Source organism: Amphibacillus jilinensis Y1 (genome assembly GCF_000306965.1).
Taxonomy (GTDB): domain Bacteria; phylum Bacillota; class Bacilli; order Bacillales; family Amphibacillaceae; genus Amphibacillus_C; species Amphibacillus_C jilinensis.
In genome coordinates, this window is record NZ_JH976434.1 from 44,401 (window position 1) to 64,614 (window position 20,214).

Genomic DNA, 20,214 nt, shown 5'->3' on the forward strand with positions numbered 1-20,214 from the left:
TCCCAGCGAATACGAATGAACGGGGTTCGCTGAGTCGCAAATACAGCTTTCATTGTATGATGCGAAATACCATTATCGATTTGGCGTAAATTAAACCAAATATCATTGCGATCAACGCGCATCATCACCTGTCTGGCTACTGGTGTAATATAGGCTGTCGTATCCGTTACATAGCCATCAAATAACGCAAGAAGGTCTATCACTTGCTCGGCATACGCACTTATTGTGTTCTCTGACGCTGCTATCTTCTCTTCCCACGCGTCAATGGCTTCGCCTTCATTGCTTTTTATGTAAACTTTCAGTTGGCGAAGGGACGTTTCCATCGTTTGGAGCGCATGGTGATAAGCATTTAATTGTTCGACAATATCATCTAAAATGCCGTAATTAATTTTTAAATCACGGATCATCTTTTGCCACCTTGCATGGCCTGACTAAGCGCTTCATCTTGCTCTTGCATCTTTGTTAAAATGCTTTCACCACATGCATGTAAGTTCGTGAGTTTGTCGAGTAAATCCGACTTTACATCATCACGCATATTCGTCAAGAGCTCACTGGCTTTACTGGCAAAATCAGATTGAAAATCATCTAATTGATCCCGCGTTTGGGTACGAAATGTCATCGTATAACTTTCAAATTCTTCCATACTTGCCTTTAAATTATTTAGAATTATTGCTAATCGGGACGTATCTAATTGAATTTTTCCATTTGCCACGCCTCATCACACCTTTCCTGTTACAGACATCCCATCCTTTTTATCTCACATCACCGCAAGCTTATTTAAAATGAACGTCCGACACATACGTTTTAAGCGCCTCTATCTCCTTAACCATCTCGGCGACAATCTCCTCCATCTCTTCTTGCACGGAGGCATTCTCTAAATCCATATCTGCGTAGTTTTTCTCAATGGCCCGTTGTACCTTATCTAAATGATTAAGAACACCACTCGAAAAGCCCGATCCATTCACAACTTTATGGCAAAAACTTGCATCATATACCATGTGTCCCTCATCCTATCATTAATCTTTAGTCAATTCTGTTTGTAGCTGTGTCATAGCCTTAGGAGAAAATTCAAGGGAGGTCATCCCTCTATTTAGCATTAATTCTCGCTTCATCATCAGTTCAAAAGCTAATTCACTTTCATCTTTATACCCGCGCTGGATCACTTTTTTGATCAACGGTGCCGTGAAGTGCACATGGGCGTTTGCTTTCACTTCCCCCACCGGATAGACGACACCTTTATAAGGGAAGTACGTCATATAGCCTTTTGGCGCAATAAAGCGTCCTGTAATGACAAGTAACGTGGGAGAATCTGTTTTCTCGCTCGGCTTAAAGTAGAGAGGATCTAATTCGACAACAGAACCTAACGGCAACACCTCTCTTACTATGTCTAACGTTACCGCAAGATACCTGGCATAATGTTCACTATTAAAGGACACGGAAGCTTGTTTGAATCGCACTGTATGGTGGTCACCTTCTCTTTCATAGACAAGCTCATCACCGGCATGAGCGAGCGTCAATGAGACCCTTTCCTTCCGATATGCACGATATAACTGTGTCACTAGCTGTGGATCACTAATAAAAACGTCCTGTAGCGCCACTAACATTCCTTTTTCTTCGTCACTTCCATGTTGTCCTAACGGGAGAACCAACTGCTCGACAGCGTCTGTTAACAATGCTTTTAGTTGAAAATCGCGATTGATGTTCATCATGTATGGTGCCTACTTTCTTTTATCATCTATCATTTAAGCTATTAGCCGTTCGCATTTAATAGTAAGGTCTTTCCTTATTATCTAGAAATTAATACCACTATTAAACATCTTCTTCATATTAAGAAAAATCTTCCTTTAGGTAAATAAGGCGATAGACATATTTCTACTAAAAATTGATTAAGATTGTAGAGAAACAGGGATAAAGATTCAGGTCCATTGGTCGGTTCTATCGCGTGAGGATCGTCAATATCGAACAAGATTTACAGTCTTCGATCGCTTACGCTGGTGGAAATAACCTAATGTCGATTCGTAATGTTGATTATGTAGTCGTAAAAAATTCAATTTTTAACGGTGATAAAGTTTATTAATGATGATAAATGAATGACATGAGCAAATCCTTATCAAATGAACTTCCTGTAAATCGGCATTTATGGAATATTACACCTTGATAAACAACAAACAAACCTACAAGTTAGATTGGTAGTCATCTAATTTGTAGGTTTATTTTGGTTCGATAAAACGAGCCTGCAATCATTAAGCGGAGGGCTACAAGATTTAGGTCATGCAGACGTTGCCACAGGATGTGGCGGTTTTAGACTGTAATCTTTCTTAAAGATATGTCTAAGATCTTACCCACTCACTAAGGAACACAAGCTAACGTCTTCGCGTCCTGCGAAACGCTTGTGTGACCAATATCCTGTTGGCTCGAGTAAATCAGAACATTAGCGCCCGTTATCACCCACCTAAATAAAGTTGCTCTACATTTTGAGATGGGTGGTTTACGGACGGTTATCTGCAATCCATTCAAAAAACGTTCGCTAATTTACACTGTTTTTGGCGTTAGGTTAAAGCAACGCTCGTAAATCCACACATAATCTTTTACCGTTAAATCTCGCGGGTTACCAACAGTTTGAGGATCTTTCATAGCTTCTTTAGCAAGACGTTCTATCATCTCTGATGATACTCCTTGTTCCTCTAAGGTCGGTACATCAAGATCTTCTACCAATCGATAAACTTCATTGACTGATGCTTTTGCTGCTTCTTCAGTCGTCATATTAAACGTATCTACACCGAGTGCTTGAGCAATGCGCGCAAATTTATCAGGATGTCCTTTCCAATTGTATTCCATTACAGGCCCCATCATAGCTGCTACGGCTTGTCCGTGTGCAACTGGGATAATTCCACCGAGCGTTTGTGACATAGCATGTGCGGCTCCAGCAGAGGCACTCCCATAAGATAAACCCGCTAACATTGCAGCTTGTGCCATTCCATAACGCGCTTCAATATCACCACTATCTGCATAAGCACGACGAATATATTTTGCTACATACTCAATGGCTAGCAATGCTACCGCATCGGTCACAGGTTGAGCAAAATGCATCGTGTAGCATTCGATTGCATGTGCAAGGGCATCAATGCCTGTCATTGCTGTTACATGTGGTGGCATAGTCACATGTAATTCTGGATCAAGAATGGTTAAATGCGCTGCGATGAGCGGCCCTCCTGTATTAAATTTAAATTCTCGTTCTTCATCAGTAATAACTGCCCATTGTGTGACTTCAGAACCTGTTCCTGCAGTCGTTGGAATAGTCGTTAACGGTGGAATACGATGTTCTAAAGGTTTTTTGCCTTCTGCTGCTTCATAATCCAATACACTGCCCTCATGTTTTACTTCTACTCCAATCGCTTTGGCAGTATCCATCGAACTCCCACCGCCAACGGCTACTAACCCGTCACAACTCTCTTTTTCATAAAGGCTTGAACCTTCTGCAATTAATGCAGTTGCTGGATTAGGTTGCACTTTATTGAATACAACAACAGCTAAACCTGCTTCTTTCAAGTGATTTTCAACAGGTGCAGTTACACCAGCTTGATAGATACCTGGGTCTGTCACTAATAACACCTTGGTAACCCCTAACCGTTTTACTTCTTCTCCGATGTATTGGATTGAACCAATCCCGTGTTTGATTACCGTTGGCACCTCAAAAGTATGGAATGTGTGCATATGTTCTAATTTCATGTTTAAACTCATAATATAATACCTCCTAAATTTATAAATATATTTAAAACCAGTTCAATGGTTCTGGCTTAAGATTTTGAAAGATATGTTTTGTCTCAGTATATTCTTCTATGCCTAGTCTTCCTAATTCACGGCCAATGCCGGACTGTTTAAAGCCACCCCAAGGTGCATGTGGGAAGTACAAGTTAAATTCATTAATCCATACTGTTCCCATACGCATTTTAGCGACACAACGCTCAGCTTTAGCAATATCATTTGTCCAGACTCCACCAGCAAGGCCATAGATCGAATCATTTGCTAGTTTAATAGCTTCTTGTTCTGTTTGAAACTTTTCAACTGTAATAACCGGTCCAAATCCTTCATCTTGGACGACCTTCATATCTGTTGTACAATCCGTTAAAACCGTTGGTAAGTAAAAGAAACCATCCTGTAGTTCTGGATCTTGTGGACGTCCACCACCAATAGCTACAGTAGCACCTTCTTGCTTACCTGCTTCTACATACTTTTCAACTTTAGCAAGGTGTTCAGCCGAAATAAGTGGACCCATTTGTGTTTTGTTATCAAAGCCACTACCAAGTTTGATCTTGCTAACACGTGCTACTAATGCTCTTACAAAGTCATCGTGGATACTTTCTTCTAAGATAAGTCGTGTTCCAGCTGAGCATATTTGTCCAGCGTGGAAAAACACAGCATTCAGTGCTTGGTCAACAGCTGTTTCTAGATCAGCATCTGCAAAAATCACATTTGGATTCTTACCACCTAGTTCTAGAGCAAGCTTCTTAACGTTACTGCTAGCTGCTTGCATAATCTTCTTTCCCGTTGCAATTCCACCGGTAAAAGAAATAAGGTCTACATCACTATTAACTGAAAGCTCTGCGCCAACTGTATCACCTGCACCAAGAACAAGGTTAGCCACACCTTTAGGGATGCCAGCTTCTTCTATTAATTCAAAAACTTTCACCGATGTAAGTGGTGTAATCTCACTAGGCTTCATAATTAACGTATTCCCCGTTGCTAAAGCTGGAGCCAATTTCCATGATGCTTGGAGTAATGGATAATTCCATGGCGTAATTTGACCACAGACGCCAACCGGTTCGTGAACCACTTTACTAATCGAATCAGGAATTGGGGAATCAATGATTTCTCCACCATTTTTATCAGCTAGTTCAGCATAATAGCGAAAGACACCAGCGATATCATCCATATCACCACGGCTTTCTTCCACGGTTTTCCCTGTATCTAATGATTCAAGTTCAGCCAGTTCTTCTTTATCTCTTTCAATTAGTTCAGCAATCTTTCTGATGAATTGTCCACGTTCAATTGCCGGTGTGGACGCCCATTCTCCACTATCAAATGCTTCTCTTGCCGCAGCAATCGCTAATTTAGCGTCAGTTTCATTGCCCTCAGTAGCAGTCGCAATCACGTCTTGATTAAAAGGATTAATGATGTCTCTTGTCTCGCCAGACACTGCATTTACCCATGCCCCATTAATGTACTGTCTTAAAAAACGCATATTATTCACTCCATTCTAAATTAATATTTGTTTTGTTAAATTTATATTTAACGTTCTTAACAAAATTAATGTTAACATGTGTTTTATTTGTTGTCAAAGTATAAAACAAACCTTCAATCCGTGGGCGATCTTGTCCTTTACTCACTGATGGTTAGCCAGTGGGAATCAGGACATTAGTTTCCGTTAGCTCCCGCCTAAATAGATGATCACTGTCTATATTTTGTGATAGGCGGTTTACGGACGGTTATCTATAATAAAATTTCCACATGCTGAACCAAAAGATTTAAAAAGATTTAAATGCCCAAACTTTGCATCGTTAACGCCATCAAACGGAATTTATCATAACAAACGACACTTTTGATAGTTGACATATGATTTATAGACGTTAACATTAAAAATATAAAATGTATTTTAAAAATATTGAACTAATTTTAGAGAAGGTGCAGACAATGACTAACGAACAACAGCATACCGCCAAAATGAAGATTGAAGAAGCGAAAGATAAGGTGATTGGATCAATTGCAGAGACAATGGACCTTTATGGTGTCACACCTTCTGCTGGTAATTTGTATGCAACGATGTACTTTAAAGAACAAATGACATTAGATGAAATGCGTGAAGAGTTAGAAATGAGTAAGCCAAGTATGAGTACCAGCGTACGTAAGCTTCAAGAAATTGAGATGGTCAAGAAAAAATATATACGTGGAAGCAGAAAACATACTTATGCAGCTGAGAAAAATTTTTTCAACTCTTTTATGGCATTCTATTGTCAAATGTGGGACAGAGAAGTAAAAATGAACATGGATGCCATTAAAGAAGCTCAGTCACTATTAAGTGATGTTGAGCAAGATGGAACTGCCAATGCCACAGACATAGATCACGCTCGTGAAGTTTATAAGCAATTAGAAGAATCAAAAACATACTACCATTGGCTAGCGGATTTAGTAGCAAGCATAAGAAGTGAAGAGATTTTTTCATTTTTACCTAAAAAATAATGACTACTCAATGTCATTATTTAAAAAACACTCTGTAAAAGGGCAACCTATTACGGAGTATTTTTTAAAAAACTATATTAAATAAGTTAATTATTAATAAAACGTTTTTAACGCTTTAAATATATTGTAAAAGTAAGGAGATGGAAAAATTGAAAGGAATAACAAAGGGGTTTATTATTTTATTTGTATTATTACTAACCGCATGCGGAGGTGAAAATGCCGAAGAGGAAGGTGATGATGATACAATAAGCATCTCGCAAATTGAGTGGTCTGAGAATATAGCGGTCACAAACATGTGGAAATATATCCTTGAAGAAAAAGGCTATCACGTTGAATTAACACTATTAGATATGGGAACCACCATGAGTGCATTAGCAAATGATGAATTAGATGTTAATTTAGAAATTTGGCTACCCGTTCAAGATAGAAATTACTTAGAACAATATGGTGACGACATTCATTTTTCTGATGAAACATGGTTTGACAACGCACGAGTAGGACTAGCTGTGCCTTCCTACCTTGAAGAGATAAATAGTATCGAAGATCTTAAGGAATATCAAGAATTATTTGAAGCGGAAATAACCGGCTTTGATCCTGGTGCAGGTACAATGGAAATAACTGAGGAGCTTATCGAAACATACGGTCTTGATTATGAATTAATTTCCAGTTCTGAGCCTGCGATGTTAGCAGCGATCGGTCAAGCTATAGAAAATGAACAAGCAATTGTTGCTCCGCTTTGGACACCGCATTGGATTTTTTCTGAACTAGATCTGAAATTTCTAGAGGATCCGGAAAACGTTTATGGTGGAACTGAAAAAATACATCACGCCACTCGCTCTCAATTTGAAGATGATTATCCAGAAGTCGCACAATGGTTTGAAAATTGGAAAATGGATGATGAGCAAATTGGCGAGCTAATTAACCATACCGAAAATACTGATGATCCGTATGATGGTGCTGTAGAATGGGTAGACAATAATAGAGATATTATTGAAGAGTGGATTGACTAATTAATAAAACGAACCTGCAATCATTAAGTGGAGGGCTACAAGATGTAGGTCATCCAGACGTTGCCACAGGACGTGGCGGTTTTAGTCTGTAACCCTTCTTAAAGATGTGGTGGTTTTAGTCTACGATCTTGCCCACTCACTAAGGAACACAACCTATCGTCTTCGCGCCCTGCGAAAACGTTTGTGTGACCAACACCCTGTTGTGACCCGAGTAAATCAGGATATTAGCGCCACCCGTTATCTGTAATAAATATCTTTTCATAATATGCTGAACAAAACATGTGATATAACCGTAACAGCTTATGATCTTCGGTTATATCACTTTTTAAGTTAAACAACAAAACATTTTAAATACACACCATTACCCGGGAAATATTTGGTGCGTTTTAATATCAACAGATGGCCAAAAGATGGCTCGTTCTCGTCGTGTTTAACGCGCTTTTTATTGTCTACATTATTTTTTATAAGCAGCAACAGCAATAAAACCTAAGCTGTCTTTATTTTTTCTAAAAAAGCGATACATTTTTTTAAAATAGGGATAATTGTCTTTTTTAAATGCATTTCGGATGATTTTTAATGTTCTAAATATCCCTTCATCTCTGATCATTCCGATGGGTCTTAACAGCGACATCGGCCCAGTTAACGTATCTAATTGGTCAAATCCAGTCGTTTCAAACAATTCTGTCCACCCAAATTTATCATATGGGTTTGCCGGTACGTGGATCGCTTGTTGTAAATCTTTTATGATTTCGTTCGATCTACCCTCTGCTAAATAAACATCATGAGTAAGTAAGATGCCACCTGGCTTCAATACACGATAATACTCTGATAAGGCTTTTTGTTTTTGCTTATCGCCAAGCATGGTGAGCATCGCTTCATTAATGACGATATCAAAGGATTGATCAGGATAAGAAAGATTAAGGGCATTGCCTCGTTCAACTTGGATCGATTTCGTTAAACCAGCGGCACTAACACGTTGCTTCGCTATCTCGACAACTGTTGGGTCGAGGTCGACAGCGGTAATCGAGCAGCCGGTTTTCTTAACTAATGCAATGGCATTGGTACACTGATTACAAGCAACTTCTAATATATTTTTTTCTGGGTTGATTTCGACGTGGCCAAACAACCAATTAGTCGCCTGTTTACCACCAGGGCGTAAACGGGTTTTACCTAATCGCGCTAAAAAAGAATGCCCCGCTTCCGTCACTTTATTCACCTTCCTTTACAACTGTTAATAACATTTTATAAGCAGTAATCGCCTCTAAGGCATGAGGAACTTCAGCTGGCATCACAATACTTTCGCCCGCCTTGACACTATACGCTGTTTGATCGATGGTAATCAACGCCTCTCCTTCTAATATTTGGACAAGCGCATCACCATTTGAAGTATGTCGCGCGATCTGTTGTCCTTCGTCTATCGCAAATAAGCTTAGCGTTAAATCTTTGCGTTGAATAAGTGCTTTACTTACTTTCTTATTTGGCACATGCTCAATTTGCTCTGCTAAATCAATCGTTTGATTGTGTGGAATCTTATTAATCATCTGCTTACACTCCTCTTTATTGTAGATATAATATTGTTGGAAAATTGATGGGTCCTGTGCTAAAATTGAATGATACGTTTGATCATCTAATATGATCAATTGCTCGGCTTTTAACTTCGTTTGTTGATTGTTGAAAATGATGTCAAGCTCACCTTTCACACAATAAATGAGCTTTTCACCATGAACAATTTCTGTACTAATCGATTCGGATTTCCCTAAACCGAATGCCGTAATATCATAGTAATCGGTCTCTGCTACCGCCGTACTTGTTATGGAATCAGCTAATGTTACCGCAACCTGATCCCATTTAAATACGCTATTTTTTGGTAAATCCCTCAATGTCTTTCCTCCCTCTTGTTATTTATCTAAGATTTTACTATACTTAGTTATAATGATAATGATTCTCATTCATGTATTTTAATCTATCACAGTTAGTGAATAATTACGGTTGCATAGGCAACAAAGAGGTGAAGATATGAAAGCAACACCACAACAATTAAAAAAACTCCCTTTCTTTCAATCATTAACAGATGAAGAGTTAACAAAGGCGATTCAATGTCTTGATCTCAATACTATGGATGTAAAAGGAAAAAAACAGCTACAACTTTCGCTATTTAAAGATAAAATAGCGCTCCTGCTTAGTGGCCAACTTTTCATCGAAAAGAACAGTGCGGAGGGCGACTTATTTATTGTTTCAACATTAGCACCAGGTGATTTAATTTGGAACGAACAGCTTGGATTAAGTGATGAACATATTATTCAAGTAAAATCCGATACCAAACTACTTGTCTTTGAGCAAGCGATTTTCCCAGAAGGATGTGCATTACGGACATATATTTATCAGCAACTATTAAAACACGTCCTTGAGCAACACCAACGGTTGTTTGAACGTGTTGACTTATTAGGAAATAGACGCTTACGCGAGCGGATTCTGTCCTTTTTAGAAAAACAAGGGGCTGAAGCAGGGAAAACGATAACGATTCCTTATTCAAGACATGAACTCGCCCATTATTTACATGTTGATCGAAGTGCTCTATCTCGGGAATTAACAGCAATGAAACAAGATGGCTTATTAGACTACCACCTTAACAGCTTTACACTATCCGACTGAATCCAATAGAAATATGGTTTCAGTCGGATTTTTTATTGACTTTCACCATAAAGAACGGTATCTTAACTTGTAGTCACTCAACAAAGAAATAGTAGCGGATAAAGGGGGTCATCACTTGGCGACACAAAAACAATTGGCTGTGATCGGATTAGGGCAATTCGGTTCAGGGGTAAGTAAATCCTTATTAGAGTTAGGACATGATGTATTAGTCATTGATCGGAAAGAGCGACTTGTTAATGACTTCAGCACCATTGCTACCCACGCCGTAGTTGCTGATGCAACAGATGAGGGTATTTTAAAATCACTTGGCTTAACAAATTTCGATTATGTTATTGTAGCAATTGGAGAAGATATTCAAGCGAGTATTTTAACAACATTGATCTTAAAAGATTTAAATATTAAAAACGTTTGGGTCAAGTCAATTAATGATTATCATACAAAAATATTAGACAAAATTGGGGCTGATTTAATTATTCATCCAGAAAAGGACATTGCAAAGCGATTTGCTCAACAAGTAATTAATGGCCATCTGCTTGATTACATTGAACTTTCTGATGAATATAGCATTGTCGAAATAAAAGCTCCTGATAAAATGGTCGGGAGGTCAATTACAACAATAGATTTACGTGGAAAATACGGCATTAGTTTACTTGGGATTAAATATGACGGGCAAATTGACATTAATCCGTCTCCTGATTATCAATTAAGTGAAGGTAATATTTTAATAATTATTGGTAGCAATAAGGATATTGCTCGTTTCAAAAAGGTGGAGATGTAAATGGACTTAGTTAAGAAATTACGAAAACGCAGGCTCTCTCCACCACAAATTTTGGCTGTTGGTTTCTTTATGATTATATCGATTGGAACTTTATTACTTAAATTACCTTGGAGTACCGTAGAACCGATCTCTTGGTTAGATGCAGCTTTTACAGCTACCTCAGCTGTGACCGTAACAGGTTTGATCGTCGTTGATACTGGGACAGCTTTCACCTTATTCGGACAAACCATTCTACTCATTTTAATCCAATTAGGCGGGTTAGGGTTGATGACATTTGCTGTAATGAGCGTCTTATTACTAGGTAAGAAGATCGGCTTAAAGGAGCGTTTATTAATTCAAGAATCATTAAATCAGAATTCAATGGGTGGCGTTGTTCGCTTAATTCGTACCCTTTTCTTTTTTGCCATTATACTTGAACTAGTAGCTACTCTCTTACTAGCGCTGAGATGGGTCCCAGAATACGGGCTTGGTTTCGGTCTGTTTACCAGTTTATTTCACGCTGTTTCCTCATTTAATAATGCTGGATTCAGCTTATGGTCTGATAGTTTATCAGGTTATGTAGGTGACCCTATTGTTAATATTGTTATTACTGGGTTATTTATTACCGGTGGGTTAGGTTTTACGGTCATCTATGAATTAATGAGACGCAACAAATTCAGACGCTATTCATTACACACGAAAGTCATGCTAGTCGGTACATTGATGATTAATATCGTCGCTATGCTATTATTCTTTTTATTAGAGCATCAAAACCCCGCTACACTTGGACATTTGTCATTTGGTGAACAACTATGGGGTAGTTTTTTCCAAGCGGTCACTCCGAGAACAGCTGGTTTTAATAGCTTGGACTATAGTGCTATGAATGAAGGCTCTCTGCTCTTGACTGTACTGTTAATGTTTATTGGAGCAGGTAGTGCCTCAACCGGTAGTGGCGTAAAATTGACCACTTTTATCATTATTATTTTTGCTGTTTTCTCTTATTTACGCGGTAGAAACGAAGTCCATTTATTTCGTTGTCGCATTCCACTTAATATTGTACACCGTTCGCTATCGATTATTATCATTAGTTTATTCTTTATTTTTGGAGCTATCTTTATTTTATCTATTACTGAGCATTTACCAACGTTTGCGATTGTATTTGAGGCTTTTTCTGCCTTCGGTACAGTTGGCTTATCAGTAGGCATTACCGACCAATTATCCAATATCGGGAAACCCATTATTATGTTGTTAATGTTTATTGGAAGAGTGGGCCCGCTTACGATTGCCTTTGCACTAGCACGATCAACCAAACCACGTATATCTTATCCTAAGGGAGAAATATTTACAGGATAATTACTTAAAACCACGAACAAGTTAAACTTGCTCGTGGTTTTTGGTATTAAAGATTTTTACTTTTCATTTACTCGATCTAAATATTCTGGTTTAAGCCAATTGATTAGATAATCTTCATGATAAATATCATTGGGATACTCAACATTACCTGTATCCCCCTCTTGATATAACCATTGTAAAAAGTCATTAAGCGCTTCAAAGTATGGCTGATATAAAAATTCAAAACTCACCGTCTCTTCTGGCATTCGATTTGACTTGCAAATCTCAGGATCCATGTAATTAACATATGTTCGACACGGAATCGGCCTTACTTGATAAGCCATACATGCATTTGTTTCTAAATTCAACAACGGGCAAGGTAAATCAAGTTTCCGATAGTTCTTTTTAAAATTTCTATCCTGATAAAAATCAAGTGCTCGAGCTTCCTTTAATTTTTCAGCATAATCAGATTGATAGGTAAGTAACTGCTGATATATTTGCTGATAGCGCGCTCTTGGTAACTGATTAAGGGCTTGCTTGATCAATTTAGCTTCTAATTCTGTAACAATAATCGGGAAATAACAACAAAATGCACAGCCCATTTGACAGGTTGGTTTTAACCCAATCACCTCATCTATCTTATCCATTTCGATACTGACTTGATCAAGCAAACCTTGAAATGACCGTGACAATTTTTCTTCATTAGAAAGACCACTGTCATGCCAATGTTCAACAATTTGATAAAACAAAGCATCATCAATTTGGTAATGCTTCGCCATATGTTCGCACCGCTGTTGTATCTCTTCTAAACTTGGATAAATAATCGCAAATCCCCCTTTACCACGTTTAACTTGGTAATAAAAATATTCAATTATCTCGTGTTTTACGGAAGGTTATCTGTTATAAATCTTTTATTTGGGTCGATGAATCGAAAATACTTCTCCTACCTTAGCATATTTATGTCCAGCTAAGCGACTGACAGCTTGTAATTTTGTTTCATCGATGCGCCCATTAGCGTATAATGTTTCATCAATATGGTAACAGATAATTTCACCTAAAATTAAATCGGTCGTCGGTAATTCAACATGCTTATACAGTCGACATTCCATTCTTATTTTCGCTTCAGCAATCCCCGGTGTCTCAATGTATGAACTGTTCACTGCGGTTAAGTCCGCAAAAGTCACTTCGCTAGCATTTGCATCGAGGGTCGCAGCGGTTTGATTGACTTGCTCAACCGATTGTTGATCAACAATGTGGACGACAAACTCATTATGTTCAAGTATATTTTGAGCTGTATGCTTCCTTTGTCCATCTTTTTGCTGGACAGCTATAGATAACATAGGTGGTTCTGATGATACCACGTTAAAAAAACTGTAAGGGGCGCCATTTAGTGTTTCATCTTTTGAGAGAGACGTAACAAAAGCAATCGGTCTTGGAATAACACTACCGATTAGAAATTTATAATTATCTTTTGCGGTTAACGTTTTTGGATCGATTGTCTTCATCATATCATTCCTTTCCAACCTAATGATAGCATAGTTTTATCGACTTCGTGCTAGAAGCGCTTGTAACAACTTATCAAGCACCCCGTTTAACCACATAGTGACGAAGACCATGGATAAGACTAGCCTTATTCCCCAAAAGTTATAAGACACGACCTGCTCTGTTCCAGTTGATTACCCTTAGAGGATTTGCTAATACGATCGTTTAGACCTATGTTACCGTATGAACGCTTTTTCTCTTTGAGCCAGCGCATCTTTTAACCAGTTAGGATGCATTTTTATCAAATCATCAGGTAATACGTGTAGTCCAAAAAACTTAATTTCAAGTGATTCATTTGAATTACACCTTAGCTCTCCTCCTTTAATTTCAGCAAGAAAACAAGTCGTTATAAAGTGTACCGCTTTACCATTTGGATAGACAAACGTTTGCGAATCTGGTTCAGAATAAACGCCAATTAATTTTTTAATTTTTATATCTAAATTGGTTTCCTCTTTCACCTCTCTAATCGCTGCTTCAGAAACCGTTTCTCCGATTTCTACATGTCCCGATGGAATACCCCACCGTCCTACATCTGCTCTTTTCTGTAATAAAACTTGGTTTTCTTCATTCAAAATAATGACAGCAATGCCAGCTTTCAATTCATCAATTCTATTCATATTAGTCATCCTCCTTTAAATATAAAAAAAGTCCGAGCAGAAAGAAGATCAACGCATAACAAATACGTTGAACCTTTCCCCTCGGACCTTTTATGTCAATAGGTGCCTTTTACTTTGTAAAAGATGTAGCCCTCGGTCACAGACCTAAAAAAGCGGAACCCTAGCTACAATTTTCCGGTTCATCATTAAATTTACAACTAAATGCAGTTAAACACTCGCATTCGCTTGTCTTCAGCGAATGTATGAACATTTCATAGCTTTCTTTGAAATAAAACGAACCTTCAATCAGAATATTAGCGGCCGTTAGCTCCCACTTAGACAAATGAGCTCTATCCTCTATTTTATTGTGGACAGTTTACGGATGACTATCTGGGATAAATTCTGACAGCTTTATTAAATCCATTATAACTTAAATTTCTGAATCAAGTCATTCAATTGGTTTGAAATGCCCGTTAAGTTTTCACTAGACGAAGAAATTTCTTTCGCACTAGCCTCTTGTTCTTCAATAGCAGAAGCCGCTTCTTCAGTTGAAGCAGCATTTTCCTCTGCGATAGCTGCTAAGTTCTCAACAACGGTTAATGTTGACTCTTTATTTGTATTTAATGAGGCAGAAATACGATTCAACTTATCGACGGCTTGGTCTGTTTGATTAATCGCTTCTGAAATCTGATCAAAAATGTTGGAAGTGTCGCTAACATATGCCGCTTGTTCGTCCATCATTTCTTTCATGCTCTCCATTTTATTGACCGCTTGATTCGAATTCCCCTTCAACTCAGTAATAATCGTTAAGATGTCTTGAGTAAATTGATTTGACTGATCAGAAAGTTTACGAATTTCATCAGCTACAACAGCAAATCCTTTCCCTTGTTCACCGGCACGTGCTGCTTCAATCGCGGCATTCAATGCAAGCAAACCGGTTTGGTCTGCAATATTTTGTATCATTTCACTTGCTTCTTCAATTTTATTAGCGCTTTGGTTATTTGCTAAAATATTCTGATAAACATAATCTGTTTCTGCTGTGTTTTCTTTCGTCTGATTCACGAGCTGTTCTAATATAGTAAAACCTTTTGCTTTTCGATCATCAATCACTTTAGCAGATTCGATAACCGACCTAATAGCTTGACTATTTTCTTCTAATAACTGGCCGATCTCTGCAACATGCTGTGTCGCTTGTTCAGTATCTGAGGCTTGTGAACTTGCTCCATCAGCTAAAGATTCCATTGTATTGGCCACTTCTCCAGTTATCGATGCTGACTGTTGTGAAATCGCGGTTAATTGTTCAGAAGAACTTGCTACTTCTTCTGCACTCCTATGTATGGTTGTCAACAACTCCCTAATATTACCCATCATATCATGAAAAGCTTTCGCCAAGGAACCCAATTCATCTTTTGATCTTATTTGAACAGGCTCAAGGTTAAAGTTTCCATTAGCCAGTTCATTTGCCATCCGATTAAGTTTGTTAATTGGCTTCGTCATCGAACGATCAATATAGGTTAAGCCAACGATAACAATGACTATCGCTAAAACCACGGCAACAATTGAAACAATTTGTGTTGTCATAAAAATAGTCGTTGATTGCTCGTCCGCTTCAGCAGCACGCTCAGTTTTGAGGTCAACGATCTGTTGGACATCTTCTTCAATCCGTTCGATCATTGATGTACTACGATTACGAAATGCATAAGCTTGATTGACACTATCATTTAGTGCTAAATCAACAATCATAGCTTCACTTTCTTCTAGTTCTGTGATTAATGAACGAATATTATTAATTCGCTCTGATTCCGCTGTTGATGAAAGCATCTCTTCAACTTGATCAATAGCCTCTGCAAATGCTGCTTGATGTTCGACCATCTCTTCAGCATGAATTTCTCGCTCACTTTGATGATTCGTCATTAACATGTCGTTGCGAGCACGTTCAATAGAAAGCAATTGTACCTCTGCTTCTTTAACCATCTCAATCCCTAACACATGATTTTCATACATTTCATTGAGTTGATTATTCACTCTACCTAATCCTACTAAAGCAATGGTACCTGAACCTGCAATTAATAAAATAATAATTCCAAATATGATACTCATTTTCTTTCTAATTGTGAGTGTCATTGACTTGCTAAATGCGAGCTTCATGTTTTACATCCCTTCTTCTGTCTATGGTTATTTCTGCGGTAGACAAATATCCTAAATTAATGTTTTTCACAAAAATTAAGTCAATATAATTAGGATTTCTATCTGACATTAATGTTAAAATTATAACAGACTCGCCATTTTTTTCAATAGATATATTTTCTACTGTTATGTTATTTAACATGATTTTTGATTAATAACAGATGGAGCTTATTAAACGGTGGTAAGACTTATCTGTTTAAAATCAAGGAATATTGGAGAAGCCGACTTAGGAAGTTCACTCATTACCAAGTGTTAAATATTGAAATCAGAAATGATGCTTCCTTTGTTTAGAACACGATTGACAATTAGGCATATAGTATAGCAGACCAATTTATTTAAGAGAGGGTTTTATATATGCCGTATATTTGGGGTGTAGATTCTGCCAACGAAGCAACAAAAGATTTATATGATTGTGTATTAACACAGTTTGGTAAACCAGAGTATTGGGGGCGTTATCTCACACGGGTTGAAGGCGCTTCGGAAGGAATAACGACCGAAGAAGTCCAATTATTGCACAATAGTAATACAAAAATCATGCCGATTTACAATGATTTTTTAGAAGCGATTGGAGAGCGGCAAGGGCTCATTGTTGCCCAAAATGCTATCTTCCATGCACGACGACTAGGTATCCCAAAAGGGAAAATACTCGTCGCTAATATTGAAAATTTCTTCAATATTGATGCAGCATTTATCTCTGGTTTTGTTGAAGCGATGTATATAAGCGATTATAAACCTGGCCTATATCATGATCCTGATCAGGGGCAATTTGATCGTGCTTATTGTGAGGCTGTTGAACTTAATGATCGTGTGGCTGAACAGACCGTACTGTGGAGTGCTGAACCTGAATATGGTGTGACCGGACGGCGCGATGCCCCGCCTTTTCAACCTAGTGAGCCCAACTGCCGTTCAAATGTGTGGGGCTGGCAATATGGTCGAGATGCTGAAGCTTGCCCAATTGACACTAACTTAATTGATCAACGCTTTTATAACATGCTATGGTAGTTTCTTTCTATTGCTTTTACTTGCTTCATTGACAAATAGAAAGCTTGTATTCGTTCATTTTGTTTTTGTGATCGTTGGTACTTTAAAATTTATTCAACCATTTTATCGAAACAACTAAAAAACCAGCCTCCCGTTGGAGACTGGTTTTATCACTTAATCCTGGATAAGTGATATAAAATTTGCTGCGCATCACCGTTGCCACATTCAACGTTTGACGTGTGCGACTTACACAAATTAGCTCATCGCTCTCATACTATATCATGCTATGCTTTAAAGCGCAACACTATTTTATCGCTTGAGGGTATGATACATTCCACTAAATCCACCAAAAAGCAACCCGGTTACGGGGAATATGATCCAATTGATATGCCACTGCTGATAAACAAGCCCACTTATTAAAAAAATAACGATCGCTAGTGGCCAAACAAGAGCTGCGACTGCACCTATAATACGATCATGCTCACCACTTTCTTGTCTTTCGGCAAATGCATCTGTTTTAAGAAGCTTATCATAGGCTTCTTTCTGCTTACCATAAACAATAAAAATATAGACAGCTATAGCAACCATCATTAGTAAAAAGACCGTGCCCAGCTGAGAATATGTCCCTCCTAATAATGTTGAAAAAACAATTAAGGTAGGGATTGCAAGTACACATAATGCTACACCTATAATGATCGCTGTCGTATACACTTTAGCAAATACTTGTTGACTCGTCTCTAAACGATGACGTTGAGCTGGTGTTAACTCGAAATCATTCGCAAACTTTTTATATTGGTCAAGTCGACTTCCAGTATAAATAAATAAACCAATAGCTACGGTTAAAAGAATAAACAGTGGGATAAGACCCAACACATCTGTTAACCCCGTAGGTAAGCCTAAGATCATTTGACCACCTACATATAAATTCATAAAAATGAATAAAGCCACACCTATAATAATCATTGATACGCCTAGACCGATTTTTTTGCCAGCTTTACGGTTTTCAAAGATGAATTGTTCAATTTCTTGATCTGTAAAACGCGGTAGCCCTTGCTCAGGTTGACTTTGTTGATAACCTAATTCTTCAATAATTTCATCAATATTTCCAAATTCAGCGATGACAATACCAATGGCTTCATTCTCTGTACTTCCTTCTCTGATAAGGGCTTCGTACTTATCTTGCATATTGACTAACAAATCCTGTTTCACCTGTTCCAATTCTGGTGTTTTTGGTAATCTTGAAAACATATTGTCTAAATAAGAAATAATGGTCTCCATAAAGATTCTCCTTGTATATTATATTTAGAGTTTTTATCTTCCGATTTTTAATAGGAAACTCTATGAACCAAAGTAATTTAGTTAGATATTAACTCAGTTTTTCTGAGATAATATATTTATTGGATTGAGAGGTTAAGCCGTTTTCTCCTTGGGTCTATGAACTCGTTATCGAAAGACTGGCGTCTCTCTCTGATAAGCAGTTTACGAATGAGTTAGATGTTGAAGGCTTTCGCCTTACTCCGTATCTAGGACAAGGTAGTAACGCTTTTCAGATGAGTGGCATTCAATCCAAAATATTTTTTAAGGGTGATTTCATGTTCTACCTTGGTATCGATATTGGTAAACGTACTCATGTAGCTTCTGTTATGAATGAAGAAGGCAAGGTTGTACTTAAAGGATTCTCTTTTCCTAACACAACAGAAGGTGGAGAAAAATTACTTACAAAACTCCAATCCTTTTCCCCTTCCATAGACGACTTTACTGTAGGTATGGAAGCTACTGGGCACTATTGGTTAGCCATCTACTCATTTTTACATGACCGTCATCTTTTAATCCATGTCCTGAATCCCATTCAAACAGATGGTTGGCGGAAAGGAACAGAAATTCGAAAACGAAAGAATGATATTATCGATTCTGTATTAATCGCAGACTTAATTCGCTATGGAGCTTTCATAGAAACATCCCTTTCCGATGAGAACATATTCTCTCTCAAACAATTGTCTCGTTATCGTACTTATTTGGTTGGCACATCCAGTGACTTTAAACGAAAAATTATTGCCGTATTGGATCAAGTATTTCCTGAATACGATTCTGTATTTAGCAAAATAGGTATCTTTGGAAAAGCGTCCAAAGAAATTTTACTTGAATATAGCTCCCCCGAGAAACTTCATAAAGTCCCAGCGGATACATTAGCTGAATTACTTAGTGAAGCCAGTCGAAGCCGATTAGGTATGGAAAAAGCAGAATCATTAAAACAGGCAGCGTCACACTCTTTTGGAATCAAATTTGCCCAAGGTGCCTTTACTTTCCAACTTCGCTCTATGATTGAACAGCTGAAGTTTCTCGAAACACAAATTAAGGAAACAGAAATGGAAATCAAGAAAATTATGCATACGCTACATTCCGTCATTGAAACCGTTCCAGGAATCGGCCCCATTAACGGTGCCTCTATTCTTGGAGAAATTGGCGATATTCATAAGTTTTCCAATCCTGCAAAGTTAGTAGCTTATGCTGGTTTAGATGCTTCTGTCACACAATCTGGTGAATATGAAGCTACACATAACGTCATGAGCAAGCGAGGGTCACCTTATTTGCGAAAGTCTTTATTTTCAGCTGCTTTGGTGGCATCACAACACGATCCTGTTCTTAAAGACTTCTATCAAAAAAAGCGTTCAGAAGGAAAGCATCACCTCACGGCTGTTGGAGCTGTCGCTAGAAAACTGTGCTATATCATTCATGCGATACTCAAGAAGAATGAACCCTATGAAATTAGACAATAACCTTGCGAAAAAAGAACTTTTCTCAGGTTTATTTCGTGTGCTTTCATTTCTGTAAAATCATTATTCAACTCTAAAACCATCTCTTTTATTTCTCACTTGACTTTATATAGTTAGTCTTTCTAATCTATTACATGTCTAACATT

The 20,214-nt window shown here is 37.9% G+C and carries 19 protein-coding genes and 2 pseudogenes; 8 read left to right on the forward strand and 13 right to left on the reverse strand.

Translation table 11 applies throughout. The annotated features are described in order from the left end of the window. From B494_RS21055 to B494_RS0100690, 4 genes and pseudogenes are all read right to left on the reverse strand, one after another. Positions 1 to 407, reverse strand: a pseudogene (locus B494_RS21055) (hypothetical protein); the annotation flags it as partial. Then, positions 404 to 712, reverse strand: a complete 309-nt coding sequence (locus B494_RS0100680) for a hypothetical protein (RefSeq protein ID WP_017470428.1) — start codon at positions 710 to 712, stop codon at positions 404 to 406. The pseudogene B494_RS21055 and the gene B494_RS0100680, both read right to left, overlap by 4 nt. 61 nt (positions 713 to 773) lie before the next feature. Continuing rightward, positions 774 to 998, reverse strand: coding sequence for a hypothetical protein (locus B494_RS0100685; RefSeq protein ID WP_017470387.1), 225 nt, complete (start codon positions 996 to 998; stop codon positions 774 to 776). An 18-nt stretch (positions 999 to 1,016) separates the two neighbouring features. Further along, complete coding sequence (locus B494_RS0100690; RefSeq protein ID WP_017470429.1) at positions 1,017 to 1,709, reverse strand: DUF4176 domain-containing protein; 693 nt, start codon at positions 1,707 to 1,709, stop codon at positions 1,017 to 1,019. Positions 1,710 to 1,948: 239 nt separating this feature from the next. On the opposite strand from B494_RS0100690, the pseudogene B494_RS20345 reads away from it, so the two are divergent. Then, positions 1,949 to 2,077: pseudogene (locus tag B494_RS20345) on the forward strand (GMP reductase); the annotation flags it as partial. A 455-nt stretch (positions 2,078 to 2,532) separates the two neighbouring features. On the opposite strand, the gene B494_RS0100695 reads toward B494_RS20345, so the two are convergent. Together B494_RS0100695 and betB are read right to left on the reverse strand one after the other, a co-directional pair. Next, the gene (locus tag B494_RS0100695; RefSeq protein ID WP_017470430.1) at positions 2,533 to 3,741 is read right to left on the reverse strand and encodes an iron-containing alcohol dehydrogenase; all 1,209 of its coding nucleotides are present in this window, start codon (positions 3,739 to 3,741) and stop codon (positions 2,533 to 2,535) included. 31 nt (positions 3,742 to 3,772) lie between these two features. Then, positions 3,773 to 5,242, reverse strand: coding sequence for a betaine-aldehyde dehydrogenase (gene betB / locus B494_RS0100700; protein WP_017470431.1), 1,470 nt, complete (start codon positions 5,240 to 5,242; stop codon positions 3,773 to 3,775). Between the two features lie 449 nt (positions 5,243 to 5,691). On the opposite strand from betB, the gene cudC reads away from it, so the two are divergent. Continuing rightward, entirely contained in the window at positions 5,692 to 6,237 is a 546-nt protein-coding gene (cudC, locus tag B494_RS0100705) for a choline uptake/conversion transcriptional regulator CudC (RefSeq protein WP_017470432.1), read from the forward strand. 140 nt (positions 6,238 to 6,377) lie between these two features. Further along, on the forward strand, positions 6,378 to 7,247 hold the full coding sequence (locus tag B494_RS0100710) for a glycine betaine ABC transporter substrate-binding protein (RefSeq protein ID WP_026065097.1): 870 nt from the start codon (positions 6,378 to 6,380) through the stop codon (positions 7,245 to 7,247). A 454-nt stretch (positions 7,248 to 7,701) separates the two neighbouring features. Here B494_RS0100710 and B494_RS0100715 read toward each other — a convergent pair whose 3' ends face one another. Together B494_RS0100715 and B494_RS21380 are read right to left on the reverse strand one after the other, a co-directional pair. Next, positions 7,702 to 8,454: a class I SAM-dependent methyltransferase gene (locus tag B494_RS0100715; RefSeq protein WP_017470434.1), complete on the reverse strand. Its 753-nt coding sequence runs from the start codon at positions 8,452 to 8,454 to the stop codon at positions 7,702 to 7,704. 1 nt (position 8,455) lies between these two features. Then, complete coding sequence (locus tag B494_RS21380) at positions 8,456 to 9,127, reverse strand: cupin domain-containing protein (protein WP_017470435.1); 672 nt, start codon at positions 9,125 to 9,127, stop codon at positions 8,456 to 8,458. A 136-nt stretch (positions 9,128 to 9,263) separates the two neighbouring features. On the opposite strand from B494_RS21380, the gene B494_RS20045 reads away from it, so the two are divergent. The 3 genes from B494_RS20045 to B494_RS0100735 all read left to right on the forward strand — a co-directional run bounded on the left by B494_RS20045 (position 9,264) and on the right by B494_RS0100735 (position 12,009). Then, entirely contained in the window at positions 9,264 to 9,899 is a 636-nt protein-coding gene (locus tag B494_RS20045; protein ID WP_017470436.1) for a Crp/Fnr family transcriptional regulator, read from the forward strand. 115 nt (positions 9,900 to 10,014) lie between these two features. Further along, positions 10,015 to 10,677: a potassium channel family protein gene (locus tag B494_RS0100730; RefSeq protein WP_017470437.1), complete on the forward strand. Its 663-nt coding sequence runs from the start codon at positions 10,015 to 10,017 to the stop codon at positions 10,675 to 10,677. Then, entirely contained in the window at positions 10,678 to 12,009 is a 1,332-nt protein-coding gene (locus tag B494_RS0100735) for a TrkH family potassium uptake protein (RefSeq protein WP_017470438.1), read from the forward strand. A 56-nt stretch (positions 12,010 to 12,065) separates the two neighbouring features. Here the strand turns inward: B494_RS0100735 and B494_RS0100740 are convergent, their stop codons facing one another. From B494_RS0100740 to B494_RS18725, 4 genes are all read right to left on the reverse strand, one after another. Next, positions 12,066 to 12,767, reverse strand: coding sequence for a YkgJ family cysteine cluster protein (locus tag B494_RS0100740; RefSeq protein WP_017470439.1), 702 nt, complete (start codon positions 12,765 to 12,767; stop codon positions 12,066 to 12,068). Between the two features lie 132 nt (positions 12,768 to 12,899). After that, a complete protein-coding gene (locus B494_RS0100745; protein ID WP_017470440.1) occupies positions 12,900 to 13,493 on the reverse strand; it encodes a flavin reductase family protein in 594 nt (197 codons plus the stop codon). Between the two features lie 213 nt (positions 13,494 to 13,706). After that, positions 13,707 to 14,147: an NUDIX domain-containing protein gene (locus B494_RS0100750; protein ID WP_017470441.1), complete on the reverse strand. Its 441-nt coding sequence runs from the start codon at positions 14,145 to 14,147 to the stop codon at positions 13,707 to 13,709. Between the two features lie 402 nt (positions 14,148 to 14,549). Beyond that, positions 14,550 to 16,274, reverse strand: coding sequence for a methyl-accepting chemotaxis protein (locus B494_RS18725; protein WP_017470442.1), 1,725 nt, complete (start codon positions 16,272 to 16,274; stop codon positions 14,550 to 14,552). A gap of 393 nt (positions 16,275 to 16,667) precedes the next feature. On the opposite strand from B494_RS18725, the gene B494_RS0100760 reads away from it, so the two are divergent. Then, positions 16,668 to 17,315, forward strand: a complete 648-nt coding sequence (locus B494_RS0100760; protein ID WP_017470443.1) for a glycoside hydrolase family 25 domain-containing protein — start codon at positions 16,668 to 16,670, stop codon at positions 17,313 to 17,315. Positions 17,316 to 17,603: 288 nt separating this feature from the next. Here the strand turns inward: B494_RS0100760 and B494_RS0100765 are convergent, their stop codons facing one another. Beyond that, entirely contained in the window at positions 17,604 to 18,572 is a 969-nt protein-coding gene (locus tag B494_RS0100765) for a permease prefix domain 1-containing protein (RefSeq protein WP_017470444.1), read from the reverse strand. A 314-nt stretch (positions 18,573 to 18,886) separates the two neighbouring features. On the opposite strand from B494_RS0100765, the gene B494_RS0100770 reads away from it, so the two are divergent. Beyond that, positions 18,887 to 20,071 (forward strand): IS110 family RNA-guided transposase, encoded by a 1,185-nt coding sequence (locus B494_RS0100770; RefSeq protein ID WP_017470375.1) that lies wholly within the window; start codon positions 18,887 to 18,889, stop codon positions 20,069 to 20,071. Positions 20,072 to 20,214: the final 143 nt, after the last annotated feature.

What these genes read in the sequence shown, in the direction of transcription:
- B494_RS0100745 (WP_017470440.1), bottom strand. Translation starts at nt 13,493, where the DNA reads ATGAAGACAATCGATCCAAAAACGTTAACCGCAAAAGATAATTATAAA.
- B494_RS0100740 (WP_017470439.1), bottom strand. Translation starts at nt 12,767, where the DNA reads ATGGCGAAGCATTACCAAATTGATGATGCTTTGTTTTATCAAATTGTT.
- B494_RS0100735 (WP_017470438.1), top strand. Translation starts at nt 10,678, where the DNA reads ATGGACTTAGTTAAGAAATTACGAAAACGCAGGCTCTCTCCACCACAA.
- B494_RS0100760 (WP_017470443.1), top strand. Translation starts at nt 16,668, where the DNA reads ATGCCGTATATTTGGGGTGTAGATTCTGCCAACGAAGCAACAAAAGAT.
- B494_RS0100750 (WP_017470441.1), bottom strand. Translation starts at nt 14,147, where the DNA reads ATGAATAGAATTGATGAATTGAAAGCTGGCATTGCTGTCATTATTTTG.
- betB (WP_017470431.1), bottom strand. Translation starts at nt 5,242, where the DNA reads ATGCGTTTTTTAAGACAGTACATTAATGGGGCATGGGTAAATGCAGTG.
- B494_RS0100765 (WP_017470444.1), bottom strand. Translation starts at nt 18,572, where the DNA reads ATGGAGACCATTATTTCTTATTTAGACAATATGTTTTCAAGATTACCA.
- cudC (WP_017470432.1), top strand. Translation starts at nt 5,692, where the DNA reads ATGACTAACGAACAACAGCATACCGCCAAAATGAAGATTGAAGAAGCG.
- B494_RS0100770 (WP_017470375.1), top strand. Translation starts at nt 18,887, where the DNA reads ATGTTCTACCTTGGTATCGATATTGGTAAACGTACTCATGTAGCTTCT.
- B494_RS20045 (WP_017470436.1), top strand. Translation starts at nt 9,264, where the DNA reads ATGAAAGCAACACCACAACAATTAAAAAAACTCCCTTTCTTTCAATCA.
- B494_RS0100695 (WP_017470430.1), bottom strand. Translation starts at nt 3,741, where the DNA reads ATGAGTTTAAACATGAAATTAGAACATATGCACACATTCCATACTTTT.
- B494_RS0100710 (WP_026065097.1), top strand. Translation starts at nt 6,378, where the DNA reads ATGGAAAAATTGAAAGGAATAACAAAGGGGTTTATTATTTTATTTGTA.
- B494_RS0100685 (WP_017470387.1), bottom strand. Translation starts at nt 998, where the DNA reads ATGGTATATGATGCAAGTTTTTGCCATAAAGTTGTGAATGGATCGGGC.
- B494_RS18725 (WP_017470442.1), bottom strand. Translation starts at nt 16,274, where the DNA reads ATGAAGCTCGCATTTAGCAAGTCAATGACACTCACAATTAGAAAGAAA.
- B494_RS0100690 (WP_017470429.1), bottom strand. Translation starts at nt 1,709, where the DNA reads ATGATGAACATCAATCGCGATTTTCAACTAAAAGCATTGTTAACAGAC.